Genomic DNA, 18,702 nt, shown 5'->3' with positions numbered 1-18,702 from the left:
ATTATGAGTATTCGTACAGAACGGCTGAGCGCTGTAATAAAGCGCGATCTTGGCAAGATTATACAGAAGAATTATCAACAGAGTGGATCGTTTATAACAGTCACAAAAGTGGATGTTACTCCTGATCTCCTTATTGCCAAGGTACTGCTGAGTGTGTATGCGCCCGGTAAAGATGAGGATGCTATTTTTGCCTATCTGGAAGAACAAAATGCGGCCATACGCAAAGAGTTAGCTTCTAAAATTCGTCATCAGGTACGTCGGATTCCTGAATTACACTTCATCAATGATAAAACAGCCGAACATGTTGAGAAGATGGAAAAGCTGTTTCAAAAAATCCGTAAAGAGCGAAAGCAGCGGGAGACTAATGAAGACGATGAGGAGTAGGCCCGTTCATGCCAAAAGCGATTCCCGTCGAAGAGTTGCCAATATTTTCCAATCACAATTTACCTGATCCCAATTTTGATTATAACCAAGGGGCTGCCTTTCTCATCAAAAAACCTAAAAGATGGAGTAGCTTTCAGGTTGTTAAATTTTTGCGTAAGTGCACGGATATCCGCAAAATAGGTCATGCCGGTACGCTTGATCCAATGGCAACAGGCTTACTTATTTTATGCTGCGGTGATGGTACGCGAACGGTTTCATCTTTCCAGGAAGCTGATAAAGAGTATATAGCTGAAATAACATTCGGCTCATCAACACCAAGTCTTGATGCAGAAACAACACCTGACGTCCGTGCATCTTTTAATCATCTATCGAGAAAGAGCATTAAGGAATCGTTAGATAAGAATTTTTCGGGATTGATTGTCCAGATACCACCCATGTACTCTGCACTGAAGCATGAGGGAGACCCGCTTTATAAACTGGCTCGAAAAGGGAAAGAGGTTAAGCGGAAACCGAGGCAAGTAATTATTGAAGAGATGAAAATATTGGAATGTAATTTACCCCGGTTACAGTTACATGTAAAGTGTAGTAAAGGAACGTATATTCGAACACTTGCCGATGATTTGGCAAACTCATTGGATACAGCTGGACATTTGACCGGATTGCGACGAATAGCTATCGGTAAGTATAAGAATGAAGACGCACTAACGGTTGAAAAAATGGAAGGAATTTTTTCGGTTAACAATTATGCATCAAATATTGATCTCCATTAACATAAAGTTATCAAATTTATAACAACAATGTCCGAACTTGTTTTTTTAGATAACGTTGAACGCGAAGAAAATACAGTTCTAACGGTAGGAACATTCGACGGAGTTCATGCTGGCCACCGGGCTATTATTGATACTGTTGTAGCTAAGGCTAAAGAAAAGGATGCCCGTAGCATTTTGGTTACATTTGATCCCCATCCGAGAAATATAATTAATCCTGGGGATGATGGTATCAAGATTTTGACAACCTTGGAAGAGCGTTGCGAAATTCTTGAGGAGTTGGGTATTGATCGGATGGTTGTTATTCCCTTTGATCGCGACTTTTCTTTACTGAGCTCTGAAGAGTTTATTCGTGATATTATCTACAAAAAAATTGGAGTAAGTGAATTTGTGATCGGGTATGATCATCATTTCGGACGGAATAGAGAGGGAACAATCGGAACCATTGAAAGGCTCGGTGCTAAACTTGATTTCGATTCTTATGTAGTGTCCAAACACGAAGTAGGAGAAAAAACAGTAAGCAGCACCGCTATCCGGAATTCGATAAGTGAAGATGGAAATGTAGAGCAGGCCATAGAATTTCTACAGCGCCCGTATCGTCTTAATGGTACTGTGGTGCATGGTGATAAGAGAGGTAAGAAAATTGGTTTTCCTACCGCGAACATAAAGCCGGAACATGCTAATAAGATTATCCCCAAAGATGGGGTATATGCTGTAAAAGTTCGTATTAACGGTGACTGGTTTGATGGAATGATGAATATTGGTACCCGCCCTACATTTGATGGAGAACAGCAGACGCTGGAAGTTCATCTGTTTGATTTTGATGAGGATATCTATGGTAAAGAAGTACAGGTACGATTTTTTAACCGTATCAGGGATGAGAAAAAGTTTAGTGGTAAGGAAGAATTAATTGGGCAGCTAAAATCTGATAAAAATCGGGCACAGGAACTGCTTGGCAAGCATTAAAATATTGCAAAATACGGTTTGAACGCTTATCTTTGCTTGCTAATATAAGAACGTTATACACAGTTGTAGAAAAGACAAAAAGAATTTAATTAACACATGGCGATAACAAAAGAGCGAAAAGAGGAACTTGTTAAGAAATATGGTGGATCAAAGGAGAATACCGGATCTACCGAAGCTCAGATTGCAATATTAACTGAGCGTATTAATGATCTTACTGATCACATTCAGGAAAATACGCAAGACCACCACTCTCGAAGAGGGTTGTTAAAATTGGTAGGGAAACGACGAAAGCTACTCGACTATCTTAAAGATAACGAAATTGAAACTTATCGAGAGCTTATTAGTGATTTAGGAATTCGTAAGTAATGCTGCAAGGCACGTTGTTAAAACGTGCTTTTTTACAATACCTGCATAATTGTGCAGGTATTCTCCCTCCTAAGCAAATACAAAGTTTTTGAAACCATTACGCAAAGCTTTGTTTATTACTTTAAATTTGAATTGAATACCGTATTACGATGAAAGAAGATTTTAAAAGTGTAGAATTTGCACCGGGCAAAACGTTATCTATTGAAACCGGTCGTATTGCAAAGCAGGCCGATGGTGCAGTTGTAGTTCGCATGGGCGATACCATGGTTTTATGTACAGCAGTAAGTTCAAAGGAACCTACTGATAAACCGTTTTTTCCATTGACCGTTGATCTGCGAGAAAGTTTTTCTGCAGGCGGTAAATTCCCAGGAGGATTTATCAAACGGGAGGGGCGACCAAATGATAAGGAAGTGCTTTCAAGTCGCTTGATTGATCGCAGTCTTCGACCGCTTTTCCCTGATGGATATAATTTCGATACTCAGATTGTTTGTAAAGTACTTTCTTCTGACGGAGAGCACGACGGAGATGTGCTCGGTGGAGTTGGGGCGTCTGCTGCACTGCATATTTCTGATGTTCCTTTTGCCGGACCTATTGCTGAAGTTCGCGTAGGTCGCGTTGATGGTGAATTTATTATTAATCCTACCATCAGTGAGATGAAAGACAGCGACATCGATATGATTATCGGTGGTACTGCAGAGAGCGTCATCATGATGGAAGGTGAGATGGAAGAGATCTCAGAAGAAGATATGCTCGCGGCAATAAAAGAAGCTCACAAATCTATCCAGAAGCTCTGTGAGTTTCAGGAAGAACTTCGCGAAGAATTCGGTAAAGAAAAGCGTGAATTTGAGCCCGAACCTGTTGATGAAGATCTTAAAAACAAGGTTCATGAACTGGCCGAAGAACGTATTCGAGAGCATGTTAATGTTGGACTCGGTAAAGAGAAGTACAGCGAAGGCCTTCAAGAAATTAAAGATAGTGTAGTTGAAGAGCTTACGGAAACAGAAGAATACGCTGACGAAGGCGGTACGATTAAAGATATCCTAAGCAAGATTGAGAAGGAAGAGCTTCGCAATATGATTCTTGAGAAAAAGAAACGTATTGACGGACGTTCTCCGGAAGATATTCGTGATATTTGGACACAGGTAGATTACTTGGCTCGTACGCACGGATCGGCCATCTTTACCCGTGGTGAAACACAGGCACTTGTTTCTGTAACACTCGGTACACAAAAAGATGCGCAGGCTGTTGATACTCTTCTGACTGAAGAGGATAAGAAATTCTTCCTTCATTACAACTTCCCCAACTTTAGTGTTGGTGAGGCTGGATTTATGCGAGGACCCGGTCGACGAGAAAAAGGACACGGCCACTTGGCTGAAAGTGCAATCAGTAAATTGATGCCTTCTTTTGATGAGTTTGGTTATGTGATCCGAGTAATTTCAGATATCACAGAATCGAACGGATCTTCTTCCATGGCGTCTGTTTGCGGTGGATCAATGGCGCTTATGGATGCAGGTGTCCCCCTTAAAAAGCCCGTTGCCGGAATTGCAATGGGAATGATCGTGGGTGAAGACAACGAAGTTGTCCTTTCTGACATCCGTGGTGAAGAAGATTTCATGGGCGACATGGACTTCAAAACAGCCGGGAGCCGAGATGGTATCACGGCTTGCCAGATGGATATGAAGGTAAGTGGAATTTCTTTTGAAAAGCTTGAAGAGGCACTTGAGCAGGCTCGAAAAGGGCGTCTTCACATTCTTGATAAAATGGAAGAAACTATTTCTGAGCCCAGAGAACAGATTTCTGAATTCGCTCCCCAATTTGTTAAGATGGAGATCGAAGCAGATGATATCGGTTCTGTTATTGGACCAGGAGGAAAAGTTATCCAAACTCTTCAAAAAGAAACCAATACTGAAATCTGGGTTGAAGAGGATGAAGAGCGCGGTAAAGGAAAAATTACTATCAGCGCTGATAAGTTGTCGAATGCCGAGGAAGCGAAAAAACGTATTCAAGGTATTGTCGGTCACCTCGATGAAGGAGCCACTTACCAGGGTACGGTGAAAGCCATTAAAGATTATGGTGCTTTCGTTGAAATCGTGCCCGGAAAAGATGGATTACTCCATGTCTCAGAAATCAATCACTCACATGTTGACAATGTAAGTGATGTACTTTCTGTAGGTGATGAGCTCGAAGTTAAGCTGCTCAAAGTTGAGCACGGTGGAAAGCTTCGTCTCTCACGAAAGGCGTTGATTCCTAAGGACGGAAATGAGAATTAATCACCTCAGTTCTTTATAAATAAATTGTACATTTGCGCCATCTCGATTTTCGGGATGGCGTTTTGTTTTATTAGCAGTTTCAAGCATACTATCCGGCCCTGATGCTCTGCTTTGGGTCCAATCAACAAAATTACGATCTGCATCAGGGCTAAGGATCAAGATAATTTATTAATGGATTTGTTTATATGAGTTCAACACAGAATATGAAAGAAATTGATTTTGTAAATAAGACAACGTTAGAGAATGGACTTAAAATTGTCACTGAACATGTCGACAGTGTGAAAAGTGTTGCGGTTGGCATTTGGGCAAAGACCGGCAGTAGAAATGAAACCCATAATATGGCTGGTGTGACTCATTTTTTAGAGCACATGCTTTTTAAGGGAACTGATAATCGTTCATCGCTGGATATTGCTATGAGCATGGAGTCAGTTGGCGGATATTTGAACGCTTTCACCTCATCAGAATATACCTGCTATTATTCCCGGTGCCTCAATACACAGCTCGAGCGTGCACTGGATGTGCTTTCGGATATGGTTCTACATCCTTCATTTCCGGAAGATGAGATAGAAAAGGAGAAGAAGGTTGTTATAGAAGAGATGAAAATGTATCGTGACAGCCCCAATGATTATTTGTTTGAGCAGTTTAGCGGACAGGTTTTTAAGGGACATCCGTTGGGAAATTCTACGCTTGGGTTTGAGGATACGGTTTCTGCTTTTGAGCGACAGGATCTTTACGACTATATGGATGAGCGTTATCAGCCCGACAATCTGCTGGTTTCTGTGGCTGGGAATGTGGATCACGATAGGGTGGTCGAACTTGTTCAGGATTATTTCAGCGAAGTAGAGCCGAAAAACACCGTTGATGAAAATCCACCGCTCCCTGATTATGAAGCTGGTTATTTGGAGTTAACCAAGCCGATTGAGCAAACGCATTTAATTACCGGACGTCGAGGTTTGCATTATGATCATGATGATAAATTTAGGCTGTTGCTTGCTAACACGGTGTTAGGCGGTGGAATGAGCTCTCGATTGCATCAAAATGTGCGAGAGAAATACGGTTACTGTTATACGATTACTTCGTTTAATCAATCGTATAGCGATACCGGATTATATGGCATTTATGTGGGGACGGATAAAGATTATGTGGATCATGTTCGAGAACTGATTGAAGCAGAATTAGATAAATTAAAACAGGATCCCATCCCCCAAAAAGAATTGTCTGAAGCAAAGGCACAGCTTAAAGGCAAGCTTATGCTCTCGGTTGAAAGTATGAGTAACCGTATGTCCCGGCTGGCAAAAAGCGAAATCTATTTTGATCGTTTTGTTACCCTTGATGAGCTTCAGGAAAAGATTGATGCCGTTGAGGCCGATCAGGTTCAGGATTTTGCCCAAGATTTCTTTGATAATAATTTATTTTCTGAGGCACTTCTGTTGCCTGAGGTATAGGAATTTTCGTTTCGAGTCTGATTAGAAATGATTAGTTTCGAGGGCACTATTTTATCCGAAAGTATTAACAAAATTATTCGTTGAAACATGGTTTATATCAACAATTTGTCTGAACACGTTGATGAAGAAGTAACGCTCAAAGGATGGGTGTATAACTACCGAAGCAGTGGAAGTCTCTATTTTGTTGAAATGCGAGACGGTTCCGGCATATGTCAATGCGTAGTGGCGCAAGATGCCGTTAGTGAAGAAGCATGGGAACAAACTGAAGCACTCCGTCAAGAGACGTCTCTTGAAATAACGGGAAAAGTGGTCGAGGATGAGCGCAGTATTGGGGGACATGAGCTGCAGGTTACTGATCTCAATATTTACCAAGTTGCAGAAGATTATCCTATCACACCCAAAGAGCACGGTGTTGAATTTTTGATGGAAAATCGTCACCTCTGGTTGCGCAGTCAAAAGCAGTGGGCAGCTATGCGTGTGCGCAATGAAATTATTTATGCCATTCATACTTTTTTCCAGGAGCGTGGTTTTGTGCAGATGGATGCCCCGATTTTTACCGGGAATGCGGCAGAGGGCACAACCAACCTTTTTGAAACTGAATATTTTGACGATGAGGCATATCTGACACAATCCGGTCAGCTTTATGGTGAAGCGATGGCAATGGCACACGGATTGATTTATACCTTTGGTCCGACATTTAGAGCCGAAAAAAGTAAAACGCGTCGTCACCTGACCGAGTTTTGGATGATTGAGCCGGAGATGGCGTTTTATGATCTGAATATGAATATGGATCTGGCTGAAGATTTTGTTCAATTCATCGTTAAGCGTGTATTGGATCGTCGTCCGAAAGAACTTGAAATCTTGGAGCGTGATACCTCTAAGCTTCGCAAAACGGCAGAAAACGGCTTCCCGAGAATATCCTATACTGAAGCTGTTGAGGAGCTTAAGAGCGACGATATGGCCGCTATGCTTGATCAAATGGTTGAAGATCGCAAGCAGGAGGCAGAAGATCTGAAAGAAGAGCGTGATGAGATTGAAAAAGAGCGCGGACAAGCTAAAAAATGGCGTAAAGCCCAGATCGATCAACGGGTTATTGAGATCGGAAAACGACTCGATGAGATTGAAGAAGACTTGCGAAATATTCCCGATTGGAGAGAATCAGCACTTAATTTTGAATGGGGAGAAGATTTTGGCGGCAGTGACGAAACCTTGCTGACGATGAAATATGATACGCCTATTTTAGTACATCGCTATCCTGCGGAAATTAAGGCATTTTATATGAAACGCGATCCCGAGGATGAGAAATTGGCGATGGCTTGTGATATGCTGGCCCCTGAAGGATACGGTGAAATTATAGGCGGAAGTAAACGAGAAGAAGATCTGGAAACACTCAAAAAACGTATTGCCGAGCACGGACTTTCGGAAGATGTTTTCCAGTGGTACTTGGATCTGCGCCAATACGGATCGGTGCCGCACTCCGGTTTTGGCTTGGGATTAGAACGAACCGTTGCATGGCTCTGTGGTTTGGATCACGTGCGAGAAACCATTCCTTTCCCACGAATGATGGGACGACTTACTCCGTAGTGCATTGTTAATCGTTATTGGGGATTAGGGTTTCCTTTTAACTAATAACAAATAACTAAAAACAAATTGGCTAAAAAGACCAGTATAGAACTCTATTCCGAGATCCTCCAGGAGTTGAAATCCGAGGACAGGAAGCCCGTGTATTTTTTCTATGGGGAAGAAGAGTTCTTTCTGGATAAGCTGCAGGAAGTGGTCGAAGGATTAATTCCGGATGATCAAAAAGACTTTAACTTTGACCTGCTCTATGGACGCGATGTTACGCCTGAAAAGGTGTTGTCCATCATTCGAAGCTATCCCATGATGGCCGAGCAGCGCGTAGTTATACTGCGAAATTTTAAAGAACTGGGTGGTTATGGGGCACAAGCCGAAGGGTACCAAGGGGAGATCAATGATTTGATCCCATATTTGGAACAACCCAATCCTACAACTCTTTTCGTTTGCATAGATACGAAAAAGCCACACGGCCATTCAAAAATTGGCAAAGCTTTTAAGAAGCACGCCGGATTCCATGAATTTGAAGAAGTACCCGACTACCGCCTACCTGACTGGATTATAAGTTGGGCTAAAAAACACCATAACAAAAAGATAGAGCCGCCGGCAGCCCAGATGCTGGCGCAGTATGTGGGTAACAGTTTGCAGTTACTGTCCACAGAAATAGATAAAGTGTGCACTTTTGTGGACACTTCCGATACCATCACAGAGAGTGATATTAAAAAAATAATCGGCCTTTATCGTGAATATTCGGTGTTTGAGCTTAAAGACGCCATATTCCAGCGAAATTTAGAAGAGTCCCTGTTCATTGCGGAACAGATGTTGCAACACTCTAAAGCGAACACGGGAGAAATTATTCGTTCCGTGGGGTTCTTTTACAATGTGTTTTCAAACATCTGGCAAATTCGGCGTTTAACTGGACAGGGTAATTCCAAAAAACAAGTTCAAAATACCTTAGGTATCAACAACAGTTGGTACTTCAACAAGCTTTGGAAAGACGCTTCAGCTTTTAAACTGGCCGATATGCCAAGAATATTTGAAGCACTTCTGGATGCCGATAGGGCTTCGAAAGGCTTTACCAAGATGGACCCCTCGACAATACTTCTCCTGATGATCAAACGGATCATCGGTTAGTACTTTATTTATTATTCCGCTTAGCGGAACACTGATGATCCCCGCAATTATTAACTGCAACAAAATTTGGGGTTTATTATGCAAGCTGTTTCAAGAGCCGAATTTCGCAAGATGTCGGACGAGGATTTAATGGAAAAGTTTCAATCCGGGTATGAACAGGCATTCAATATTTTAGTAGACCGATACCAGGATCGTCTTCATAATTTCTTATATCGCTATACTCATGACCATCAGGATTGTGAAGATTTAGTGCAGGAGACTTTTTTTCGCGTATTTCGCAGCCGTCATTCGTATGAGCGGATTGCAAAATTTTCTACCTGGATGTACACGATTGCTATAAACTTGGCTAAAAGCTTGTATAAAAAGAAAAAGCGTATGACCAAGGTGACAATCCACAAGGATCCGGATGACTCAGAAGATCGCCCCATGAAATTGGAGGATACTAATATTTTACCGGATGATTCGCTGCACGAAAAAATGTGTATGGATCAGCTTGAAAAGGCGTTAGAAGAACTCAGTGATGACTTTAAAGAAGTTGTTATCCTTCGGGATATTCAGCAGTTATCGTATGAAGAGATCTCCGAAATTGCAGATCTACCCATGGGTACGGTAAAGTCTCGTATTAACCGCGGAAGGGCACAATTGCAAGAATTATTAGAAAATTACGTCTATCCGGAAACAATTTCTGCATAATACAGTAAGAGGGTAATAGATAAGGTATTAAACTTGTACAATAATCTATTACCCTTTTACTATGAAACCCACAGCATTTGATAATGACGCCGTACTCACTGATTTTTTAACCGATTATCTGGATGGTAACTTAAATAAGGCAGAGCAACAGTCTTTTGAGGACTATCTTGTTCAAAATAAAGATGAGAGACAATTTGTCCAGAAGGCAATGAAAGGAAAAAAAGCCTTGGCTCGTTTTGCGGATAAAATTACTATACCCTCAATAACCGCGTAACTCGGAAGAACATTTTAGCGGTATTTTTGGAATACCATCTCGATCTGCAGCTTTGCTGCAGACCATTTTTGGTTATCCTAACAATTAATATTGTTTCTTAGGTGATGTGTAAGCTTCCCTGAAAGTTGACCGTTTGAAAGTAGAGAAAATTCACTACTTTCTATCATGAAAAAATCACGTTTTAGCGAATCCCAAATCATCTCGATCCTCAACAAACAAGAACAAGGGCTAAAAGTGGGAGCCATTTGCCGGGAGCATGGGATCAGTAGCGCCACCTTTTATAACTGGAAAGCCAAATACGGCGGTCTTAGCGTAAGTGAGTTGGCTCGAATTAAAGAACTGGAGACCGAAAACGCTCGTCTGAAGCGTATGTATGCCGACCTAAGTCTGGTGCATACTGCCCTGAAAGATGCCGTAGAAAAAAAGCTGTAAGCTCTGTCGTTAGGCGGGAAATGGTTACCTATATGCGTCAGCGTCACAAGGTAAGCATACGTCAGAGCTGCAAAGCCGTTGGAATTCCCCGCAGCACCTATAGCTATAAGCGAAAGCCGAAGAATGATCAGCCGATCATCGACGCCCTGCTTGGGTTAACCGAGAAGCATCCGGCCATTGGCTTCTGGCAGTGTTACTACCGCCTGCGGGCGATGGGCCACCGCTGGAACCACAAGCGGGTATATCGGGTTTATACAGCTCTTCGGCTCAATATTCGGCGCCGAGCTAAGAAGCGATTGCCGGCACGGGCCAAACAGCAGCTGTTCCAACCAGAGGAGCCCAACCAAGTATGGAGCCTAGACTTTATGCATGATAGTCTCTGGAACGGGCGTACCTTTCGCATGCTGAACGTAATCGACGATTATAACCGACAGGTGCTCTGGATCGAAACCGACACCTCATTGCCAGCCTTGCGCGTCATCCGCGTGCTGGAAAACCTTAAAGACTCCCGTGGGCTGCCCGAGATGATCCGGGTAGACAACGGGCCGGAGTTTATCTCCCAAAAATTAGATAACTGGTGTAAAGATAACAACGTAACCCTGGCCTTTATCCAGCCTGGCAAACCAACGCAAAATGCCTATGTCGAACGACTTAATGGCAGTATTCGGACGGAGCTGCTGAACGCCTACATTTTTAAAACGCTGGGCGAAGTACGCCAGAAAGTGGCCCAATGGAAATACGACTATAACCACAACCGACCCCACAAATCGCTGGGGTACCAAACACCAATAGAAGTGTTAACTTAACCGAAACTCTCTACTTTAGAATGGTCCGAAAAATGGGGAAGCTTACAGATGCTTAAAACAGTATTGGGTTTCTATCTTGTCCCAGATTATACCCAAAGCTATAGTTAGCAAACGTCGAAAGAGATCTATATTTTACTTACAAAAAAAAGAACTCTTTGGTTTCATCGGCACTATTTCAATTCCATTCGAGAGGGTAACTGCTATCAATACCGATCAAGGATTTTCTTTAGTTCTCCATTAAACTTTTCCATATCAATAGGAGTTGGCTTGAATGATTTGCCGGTAAGCTTTTCATATAGTTCGGTATAGCGGTTATATACTTTGATACGAAACTCATCAGGAAGATCAGGAAGTGTTTCGCCCTTTTTGCCTTGGAAATCATGATCCATCAACCATTCCCTTAGAAACTCCTTGGAAAGTTGTTTTTGCGGCTCCCCTTTTTTAAGTCGCTCCTCATATCCATCCCGATAAAAGTACCGCGAGGAATCGGCAGTATGTACTTCATCAATAAGGGTAACTTCCCCGTTATAGAGTCCAAATTCATACTTGGTATCCACAAGAATGAGTCCCTGCTTATTGGCTATCTGTTGACCGCGTTCAAAAACCTTAAAAGCTTTTTCTCGTACTTCTTGCCAGATATTCTCATCAACAATCCCTTGTTCTAATATTTCTTTCTCTGAAATATCTTCGTCGTGACCTTCTTCGGCTTTGGTTGCAGGAGTTAATATAGGTTCCCCAAATTTTTGGTTTTCTGCCATACCGTCGGGTAGTACAACACCGCACAACGTTCGTTTCCCCGATTTATAAACGCGGGCAGCATGTCCAGTTAGGCATGCCCGAATCACAACTTCAATGGGAATAGGATCACATTTTTTTGCGATCGTGACATTGGGATGTGGTACGTCAATGACATGAGTGGCAACTAACTCATCCACTTTGTCAAAAGCGAAGGCGGCCAGTGAGTTAAGAATTTGTCCTTTGTAGGGGATGGCTTGTTTCATGATGTGATCGAAGGCCGAAATACGGTCGCTGGCTACGATGCCAAGCTTTTTATCCCCAAGTTCGTACACATCGCGCACTTTGCCGCGATAGGGTTCAGGATAGTCGGGGACATCAGTTTTGGTGATACAGTTTCTTAGTGCTTTCGAATTGATTTGAGAAGTATTATCCACGGGTATAATAATTTTTAATAAAAGAGATCAGTAGAAAATCATAAAAACTTGAGAAGAATAGAAATGTAATTATTAGATCATTTTAAATTTTATGCTATAAAAAAATCAGGAACTATTTAGGCCTAAATTGACATTTAAGGTAGTGTATCGATAAATGTTATTGCACAAAAGATGAGAGATATTTTTAGCATACCGTACACCTTAATTAAGCCAATCTATGAGCGGACTTCTTTCCACAAGTCCGTTATAGATGAGCTTGATGATAAACGGTTAAAGGAGGCTTATAGTCAGTGTCGGGCAATTACGCGTCACCATGCCAAAACCTTTTATATGGCGACACGCTTTTTACCGAATCATAAGCAACGGGGAATTTTTGCAATTTACAGCTTGTGCCGGTATATCGATGATTTAGTGGATGAGGCTGAAGATCTGTTGGAAAAAAAAGAATTAAGTGAAGAAGATATTCGCCAAAAATTAGAGCTCTGGAAACAAAAGCTGAAGGATACTTACGAAGGGAGAGCTCATGACCATGATATTCTTGTCGCATTTTCTGATGTACTTCGTCGACATCATATCCCGATAGAAATGCCTTTTGAGCTCATGGAAGGGGTATGTATGGACCTTTTCAAGAATAGATATGAGACCTTTGATGAACTATACGATTATTCGTTCAAAGTTGCATCTATTGTGGGATTGATGACCAGTGAGGTTTTTGGATATCAATCGCGAGAAGCTTTAGGCTATGCGGTAGACTTGGGTATTGCGATGCAGTTGACGAATATTTTGCGGGATGTTGGAGAAGATCTTCGCCGAAACAGGATCTACTTGCCACAAGAAGATCTGGATCGTTTTAATGTGTCGGAAGAAGAATTGTTTGATTATCAGCAGACAGAAAACGTCATCGATTTGCTGGACTTTCAGATTCAGCGAACGCGCAGGTATTATCAGCGATCAGAAAAGGGGATAGACCTGTTAAGCAGTGACAGTCGGCTTCCCGTTTATTTAGCACGTCAAAATTACGCCCGTATTCTCGATAAAATTGAGCAGAATAACTATGATGTATTCAATAAACGAGCGTATCTGAATGCCACAGAAAAGTTTTCTATTCTACCCAAAGCTTATTACCAGATGAAAATAGCTCAATCTTAATTCGTTTTAAAAATTAGGGGCATCTGCGTTTACACTAATCAATAGGAACTGTTATATTCCATTCGAATTTTATTGCCGAGCTAATCAAAATAGAGACGAATGGAAGCTAAAATCGAGAAATGGAGGAGTCCCAGTCTGGGGAAGGACATGGAGATGGCTGTTTATGGAGACTCAGGAACTCCGGTAATAGGGATTCCAACAAGAGGGGCTACTTGCAGACAATGGGAAAAATTTGGAATGACTGATTCCATCTCATATCAGTTGAAAAACGGATTTAATCAGCTGTTCGTATTATCCTCAATTGATAATGAAGCTCTGTTAAATAAAGATGCATCTCCTGAACAGCGTATTATTCGCCAACAGCAGTATGAATCATTTATTGTTGAGGAAGTGGTGCCTTTTATCAAGGACCAAAACAGCATAGAATTTATAATTATCGCCGGTGTGGATTTTGGCGGATACCATGCCATTACTACCGCACTTAAATATCCAGAAGTATTTGGGAAATCTATTGGGATAAGCGGCATTTATGATATTAGCCCCTTTATGGATGATTATTATGATGACGATGTTTACTACAGTAATCCGATGGACTTTGTGCCCAATCTGAATAAAAAGTCTCTTCTTGATAAAGTTCAGGATATCGATTTTCGGTTGGTAAGTTATGAGGGGGATAAACGGATCAACGATGCAGTACGTATGGATAACGTGATGCGGATGAAGTTTTTAGATCACGACCTCGATGTTTGGTCCGATGGAGGAGACGAATGGAATTTGTGGCCACAAATGTTAAAAACGCACATCATTTAAAGATAATTATGGCAGAGATTAACAAAATATTGGTCGCTAATCGCGGCGAAATTGCTTTACGTGTAATTCGAACCTGTAAAGAGTTAGGCAAAGAGACGGTAGCGGTCTATTCGACGCCTGATGCTGATGCACCGCATGTATTACAAGCCGATGAATCGGTACATATTGGTCCTGCTGCTTCATCCGAAAGTTACTTGGTTATTGATAAAATAATCCAGGTGGCGAAAGATACCGGGGCCGATGCCATCCATCCCGGCTATGGATTTTTGAGTGAGAACGCTGATTTTTCCAGACGATGTCAAGAAGAAGGGATCATTTTTATTGGTCCTAAGCCAAAGGCTATTCGTTTGATGGGGGATAAAACCGAAGCTCGTGAAATTATGAGTAAGGCGGATGTTCCTTTTCCTCCCGGCACAAAAAAAGAGCTCGAAGATGTTGAGGAAGCCGAGAAAATTGCTGATGACATTGGGTATCCCGTGTTAGTGAAAGCTGCGGCCGGCGGTGGGGGTAAAGGAATGCGTATTGTGAATAATAAGAATGAATTTCGATCTGGTATTAAAGCTGCGAAGTCGGAGGCACGTAATTCCTTTGGAGACGATCGCGTATATATTGAAAAGTATTTGGTTGAGCCCCGGCATGTTGAGTTTCAGATCATTGCTGACGAACATGGAAATACGTTTCATGTTTTTGATCGGGAGTGTTCGATTCAGCGCCGCCATCAGAAAGTGATTGAAGAAGCACCGTGCTCTATTTTAACGCCCGAATTACGATCAGAAATGGCCGAAGCCGCCATTGCTGCTGCCGAAGCTGTGGACTATGTGGGAGCGGGGACAATTGAGTTTCTGGTAGATGCCGAGCGTAATTTCTATTTCCTTGAAATGAATACGCGTCTACAGGTAGAGCATCCGGTAACCGAATTAATTACGGGCTTGGATCTGGTAGCACTGCAGATATTAGTAGCCGAAGGGAAAGAGCTTCCTATGACACAAGATGAGATACAAATGAATGGGCATGCTGTTGAATGCCGAATTTATGCTGAAGATCCGCGTGATAACTTTTTGCCGAGTACGGGTACACTCAGCAAACATCGTATTCCATCAGGAAATGGAGTACGCGTAGATTCCGGAGTAGAAGAAGGGCAGAAGATCACGATTAATTATGATCCCATGATATCTAAGCTGTGTACGTATGGTAACGATCGGGATCATGCTATCAAGCGAATGCTTCGTGCTCTTGATGAATATGAGATTGCAGGCTGTAGAACAACAATACCGTTTTGTAAATATGTGCTTAATCACGAGTCGTTTACTTCCGGTGATTACGATACGCACTTCGTGCCGGATTATTTCAGCAGGGAAAAGATCGATGCTGCAATTACTGATGAGAGCGAAGTAAAAGCGCTGGCTGCCGCACTGCTTAAAATGGAAGACAGTGGTCAGGAAGAGGAGCAGAAGCTTAAAAGCAACTCCCCAAATGGGGTTTACTCAAAATGGTGGAAACACCGCAGCAAGAAGAGATGATGAAATCACTTGTTAAGAGTGAAGAGCTGGTGATGTTTCTATTCGCCGGTTTTTTATTTTGGAATACTGATTTTGCTTGGTGGTGGTTTCCTGCTTTGTTATTAGTACCTGATATAAGTATGATTGGATATGCAATCAATAACAAAATCGGTGCATATTTTTACAATCTTGCCCATCATAAAGGACTGGCTCTGCTGGTTTATATCGTTGGTTTTGTTATGGAATCCCCAGCTACAGAATTAGCGGGGATTATACTATTTGCTCACTCCTCGATGGATCGCCTTTTTGGTTATGGATTAAAGCATATCAACTCTTTTCGAGATACTCATCTTGGCAAAATAGGTAGATCATAAATTTATACAGGTGATAAAGTCTTTTTCTGTTATCCCCAAATCCACTTAACTTAAGCGGGTTATAGTTTAGCAATCATTTTAAAACAATAATTACAGCGTGAAAGAAGAAGACCAAGAGCTTTTTGATCAGTTAAAAAAGTTGGATACGGAGCAGCGGAATCCCAATACCGGTAAAATAGATGTTGCGGATTCGCTGGAAATAGCTCGCCTCATTAATGCCGAGGATAAGAAGGTAGCGAATGAAGTTGAAAAGAAGTTACCGCAAATTGCTCGGGCTATAGATCTGGTAAAACAAGCTTTTGATAAAGGTGGACGCTTGATCTACGCAGGAGCCGGCACCAGCGGACGATTGGGAATACTGGATGCCGCCGAATGTCCACCTACTTTTGGATCAGATCCGGAGCAGGTTATTGGATTGATTGCCGGCGGTGAAGAAGCTGTTTTTGAGGCCCAGGAAGGAGCCGAGGATTACGAGGAAAATGGTCGCAAGGCGTTGGTAGATATAAATGTAAAATCAACTGATATTGTTTGTGGATTGGCTGCCAGCGGACGTACGCCGTATGTGCATGGTGCGCTAAAAGCTGCTCGCGAAGAAGGTTGCCACACTATATTTGTGACGACGGTACCGGGTTCTCAGATTTCTCTCGATGTGGATGTGCTAATTGACGTGCCCGTTGGTCCCGAAGTAATTATGGGAAGCACCCGCATGAAAAGTGCTACCGCTCAAAAGATGGTGCTGAATATGATTACTACAGGTGCAAATATCCGGAGGGGCAAAGTGTATGAAAATGTGATGGTCGATTTACAGCTTTCCAATCAGAAATTACATGAGCGATCAAAGCGGATTATTATGATGTTTACCGATCTGGATTATAAAGAAACGGAAAAACTACTGCATTCGGCGGACGGACACGTTAAAACAGCATTGGTTATGGCATTGGGAGGATTGAATAAAAAGAAAGCAGAAAAGAAGTTGGAAGATCATAATGGCTTCATCCGAAAGGCATTAGAAGAGGGGAAAATGTGACTGATATTGGAATGATGAATGAATGGTAACACTATGTTTATTCGTTAACACAAACAACTCTTACCGTTATAAATAGTATAGATATCCGCAAAAAATTTGTCTGACTTTAAAAAATATATCGAAGACAGTGAAAACGGATATCGGATTCGTATTTTGACGGCAATAGTTGTTGTAGAGCTGTTAGCTATTGCGGTTTTCAATCTTTGGCCGGTCAGTGAGTCGAGTACATCAAACCAGCAAGTTGATTTTTCGGATGAGGCCATTGCTCTTGAAGATGTTGTACGGACGGAACAACAAAACAGTCCGCCGCCTCCACCCAAGCCGCAAACTCCCATACCCGAACCCACAGATGAAGTAATAGAAGAGGATCCCATTGAATTAGGGGACTTGAACGTCAGCAAATATTCTGATTCTCTTTCTGTTGAGATGATTGGCAGCGAGGGTGATGCCGATGAGCCGGTATCAAGTCCGCAGGTAGCACCACAGGTTATTCATATTGTCGAACCGACGGTTCCCGAAGCCGCAAAAAAAGCAGATATTAAAGCTGAAATATGGGTGAACTTTTTAGTAGATACGGAGGGAAAAGTTGAAGAAGCCAGTATTACTGAAATTGTGGTGCATGATCAAGAGACGGGAGAAAAGAGAACGGTTGATCGCATTAACTATGGACTTACAGAGGCGACGCTTACCGCTGCTTTGGAGTGGAGATTTCGTCCGGCAAAAAATAACGGACAGCCCGTAAAGGCATACTCCAAACAAATTTTTACCTTTGGATTTTAACATTGATATCAGACAAAAATTAACCTATATTTGCGACTCTTTATTGGAGAGGTGGCCGAGCGGTCGAAGGCGCACGCTTGGAAAGCGTGTGTGCGTCTAGCGCGTACCGAGGGTTCGAATCCCTCCCTCTCCGCATTTTTGCTTTTCATGAACAATGGAGGGCAAAATCTTCTTTAATTCCCCATTTTATCCTATCTCGGCTTATACAGGAATTATTTCAAAAAAGTTAATGAATTGGGAAACACATTTCTATGTATTCGATACGTTAGTTTTGTAGTTCGCTGTTCTAATTTTGGAATCGGGTGCCTAACATGAGGGAGTATAATTTTAATTAATGTATGGTTAGCTGCACTTGTTGTTGACGTAAGAATTTAGTTTTGCGCTATGTAAAAATGAGCAGTTTTCTTCTCGTGTGGAGGTAAATCATTACGATAATCTATTAGGTTGGTTCAAAAGAAAACAATCTTCCTACGATAAGTTCTGAAAGCTTGCTATTAAATTTACCAAACATACTTTGAATAGCCAGGAAAAGTAACAATTAAAAATAGTCTTTGGATGATAATTGTATTTAAGACTATTGCTGAATAGGACGATAATACTGTATCAGTGAAGCATCTTTACTTTGCTATCTTTAGCAATGGCGCTGAGTGTGTTTTGGAATTGTCCTATGGAGTTAGGAAGCGCTGTAATAAATGTTGTTTATCACAGATAATAAATAGTCAAATATAATGTTGGGATTAGGTTCAGCATTCGTGATATTGTTGGTAGCCTTTCTACGA

18 protein-coding genes and 1 tRNA gene are annotated in these 18,702 nt (G+C 41.9%); 18 read left to right on the top strand and 1 reads right to left on the bottom strand.

The window, feature by feature from the left end; all coding sequences use genetic code 11:
* Positions 1–3 precede the first annotated feature (3 nt).
* From rbfA to CK503_RS09770, 11 genes are all read left to right on the top strand, one after another.
* Positions 4–384 carry a 30S ribosome-binding factor RbfA gene (rbfA, locus tag CK503_RS09820; RefSeq protein ID WP_095606632.1) on the top strand — a complete coding sequence of 127 codons (381 nt, stop codon included), beginning with the start codon at positions 4–6 and terminating at the stop codon, positions 382–384.
* An 8-nt stretch (positions 385–392) separates the two neighbouring features.
* Positions 393–1,154 (top strand): tRNA pseudouridine(55) synthase TruB, encoded by a 762-nt coding sequence (gene truB, locus CK503_RS09815; protein ID WP_095606631.1) that lies wholly within the window; start codon positions 393–395, stop codon positions 1,152–1,154.
* Positions 1,155–1,181: 27 nt separating this feature from the next.
* Positions 1,182–2,117, top strand: coding sequence for a bifunctional riboflavin kinase/FAD synthetase (locus CK503_RS09810; protein ID WP_095606630.1), 936 nt, complete (start codon positions 1,182–1,184; stop codon positions 2,115–2,117).
* A 96-nt stretch (positions 2,118–2,213) separates the two neighbouring features.
* Positions 2,214–2,483: a 30S ribosomal protein S15 gene (gene rpsO / locus CK503_RS09805; protein WP_095606629.1), complete on the top strand. Its 270-nt coding sequence runs from the start codon at positions 2,214–2,216 to the stop codon at positions 2,481–2,483.
* Positions 2,484–2,632: 149 nt separating this feature from the next.
* A complete protein-coding gene (gene pnp / locus CK503_RS09800) occupies positions 2,633–4,753 on the top strand; it encodes a polyribonucleotide nucleotidyltransferase (protein ID WP_095606628.1) in 2,121 nt (706 codons plus the stop codon).
* 185 nt (positions 4,754–4,938) lie between these two features.
* Complete coding sequence (locus CK503_RS09795; RefSeq protein WP_095606627.1) at positions 4,939–6,198, top strand: M16 family metallopeptidase; 1,260 nt, start codon at positions 4,939–4,941, stop codon at positions 6,196–6,198.
* A gap of 87 nt (positions 6,199–6,285) precedes the next feature.
* The gene (locus CK503_RS09790) at positions 6,286–7,782 is read left to right on the top strand and encodes an amino acid--tRNA ligase-related protein (protein ID WP_095606626.1); all 1,497 of its coding nucleotides are present in this window, start codon (positions 6,286–6,288) and stop codon (positions 7,780–7,782) included.
* A gap of 66 nt (positions 7,783–7,848) precedes the next feature.
* Complete coding sequence (gene holA / locus CK503_RS09785) at positions 7,849–8,907, top strand: DNA polymerase III subunit delta (RefSeq protein ID WP_095606625.1); 1,059 nt, start codon at positions 7,849–7,851, stop codon at positions 8,905–8,907.
* Positions 8,908–8,985: 78 nt separating this feature from the next.
* A complete protein-coding gene (locus CK503_RS09780; protein WP_217988394.1) occupies positions 8,986–9,600 on the top strand; it encodes a sigma-70 family RNA polymerase sigma factor in 615 nt (204 codons plus the stop codon).
* A gap of 61 nt (positions 9,601–9,661) precedes the next feature.
* Positions 9,662–9,874 (top strand): anti-sigma factor, encoded by a 213-nt coding sequence (locus CK503_RS09775; protein WP_095606624.1) that lies wholly within the window; start codon positions 9,662–9,664, stop codon positions 9,872–9,874.
* Between the two features lie 165 nt (positions 9,875–10,039).
* A protein-coding gene (locus CK503_RS09770) for an IS3 family transposase (RefSeq protein WP_095606623.1) occupies positions 10,040–11,112 on the top strand; the annotation gives its coding sequence in 2 pieces (ribosomal slippage) (positions 10,040–10,301 and positions 10,301–11,112; 1,074 coding nt in all).
* A 203-nt stretch (positions 11,113–11,315) separates the two neighbouring features.
* On the opposite strand, the gene CK503_RS09765 is transcribed toward CK503_RS09770, so the two are convergent.
* Positions 11,316–12,284 (bottom strand): phosphoribosylaminoimidazolesuccinocarboxamide synthase, encoded by a 969-nt coding sequence (locus tag CK503_RS09765; protein WP_255233376.1) that lies wholly within the window; start codon positions 12,282–12,284, stop codon positions 11,316–11,318.
* A gap of 171 nt (positions 12,285–12,455) precedes the next feature.
* On the opposite strand from CK503_RS09765, the gene CK503_RS09760 reads away from it, so the two are divergent.
* The 7 genes from CK503_RS09760 to CK503_RS09730 all read left to right on the top strand — a co-directional run bounded on the left by CK503_RS09760 (position 12,456) and on the right by CK503_RS09730 (position 18,056).
* Positions 12,456–13,433 carry a phytoene/squalene synthase family protein gene (locus CK503_RS09760; protein WP_095606622.1) on the top strand — a complete coding sequence of 326 codons (978 nt, stop codon included), beginning with the start codon at positions 12,456–12,458 and terminating at the stop codon, positions 13,431–13,433.
* 99 nt (positions 13,434–13,532) lie between these two features.
* Positions 13,533–14,243: an alpha/beta hydrolase-fold protein gene (locus tag CK503_RS09755; protein WP_095606621.1), complete on the top strand. Its 711-nt coding sequence runs from the start codon at positions 13,533–13,535 to the stop codon at positions 14,241–14,243.
* A gap of 8 nt (positions 14,244–14,251) precedes the next feature.
* The gene (gene accC, locus CK503_RS09750; protein ID WP_095606620.1) at positions 14,252–15,763 is read left to right on the top strand and encodes an acetyl-CoA carboxylase biotin carboxylase subunit; all 1,512 of its coding nucleotides are present in this window, start codon (positions 14,252–14,254) and stop codon (positions 15,761–15,763) included.
* Positions 15,760–16,116, top strand: coding sequence for a DUF4260 domain-containing protein (locus CK503_RS09745; protein ID WP_217988393.1), 357 nt, complete (start codon positions 15,760–15,762; stop codon positions 16,114–16,116). Before accC ends, CK503_RS09745 begins: the two co-directional genes overlap by 4 nt.
* A gap of 97 nt (positions 16,117–16,213) precedes the next feature.
* Positions 16,214–17,143, top strand: a complete 930-nt coding sequence (murQ, locus tag CK503_RS09740) for an N-acetylmuramic acid 6-phosphate etherase (protein ID WP_095606619.1) — start codon at positions 16,214–16,216, stop codon at positions 17,141–17,143.
* A gap of 96 nt (positions 17,144–17,239) precedes the next feature.
* Complete coding sequence (locus CK503_RS09735; RefSeq protein WP_095606618.1) at positions 17,240–17,923, top strand: energy transducer TonB; 684 nt, start codon at positions 17,240–17,242, stop codon at positions 17,921–17,923.
* Positions 17,924–17,968: 45 nt separating this feature from the next.
* A tRNA-Ser gene (locus CK503_RS09730) sits at positions 17,969–18,056 on the top strand.
* Positions 18,057–18,702 lie beyond the last annotated feature (646 nt).

This window comes from Fodinibius salipaludis (genome assembly GCF_002287075.1).
Lineage (GTDB): Bacteria > Bacteroidota > Rhodothermia > Balneolales > Balneolaceae > Fodinibius > Fodinibius salipaludis.
This window is presented reverse-complemented; position numbering and strand designations above follow the sequence as displayed.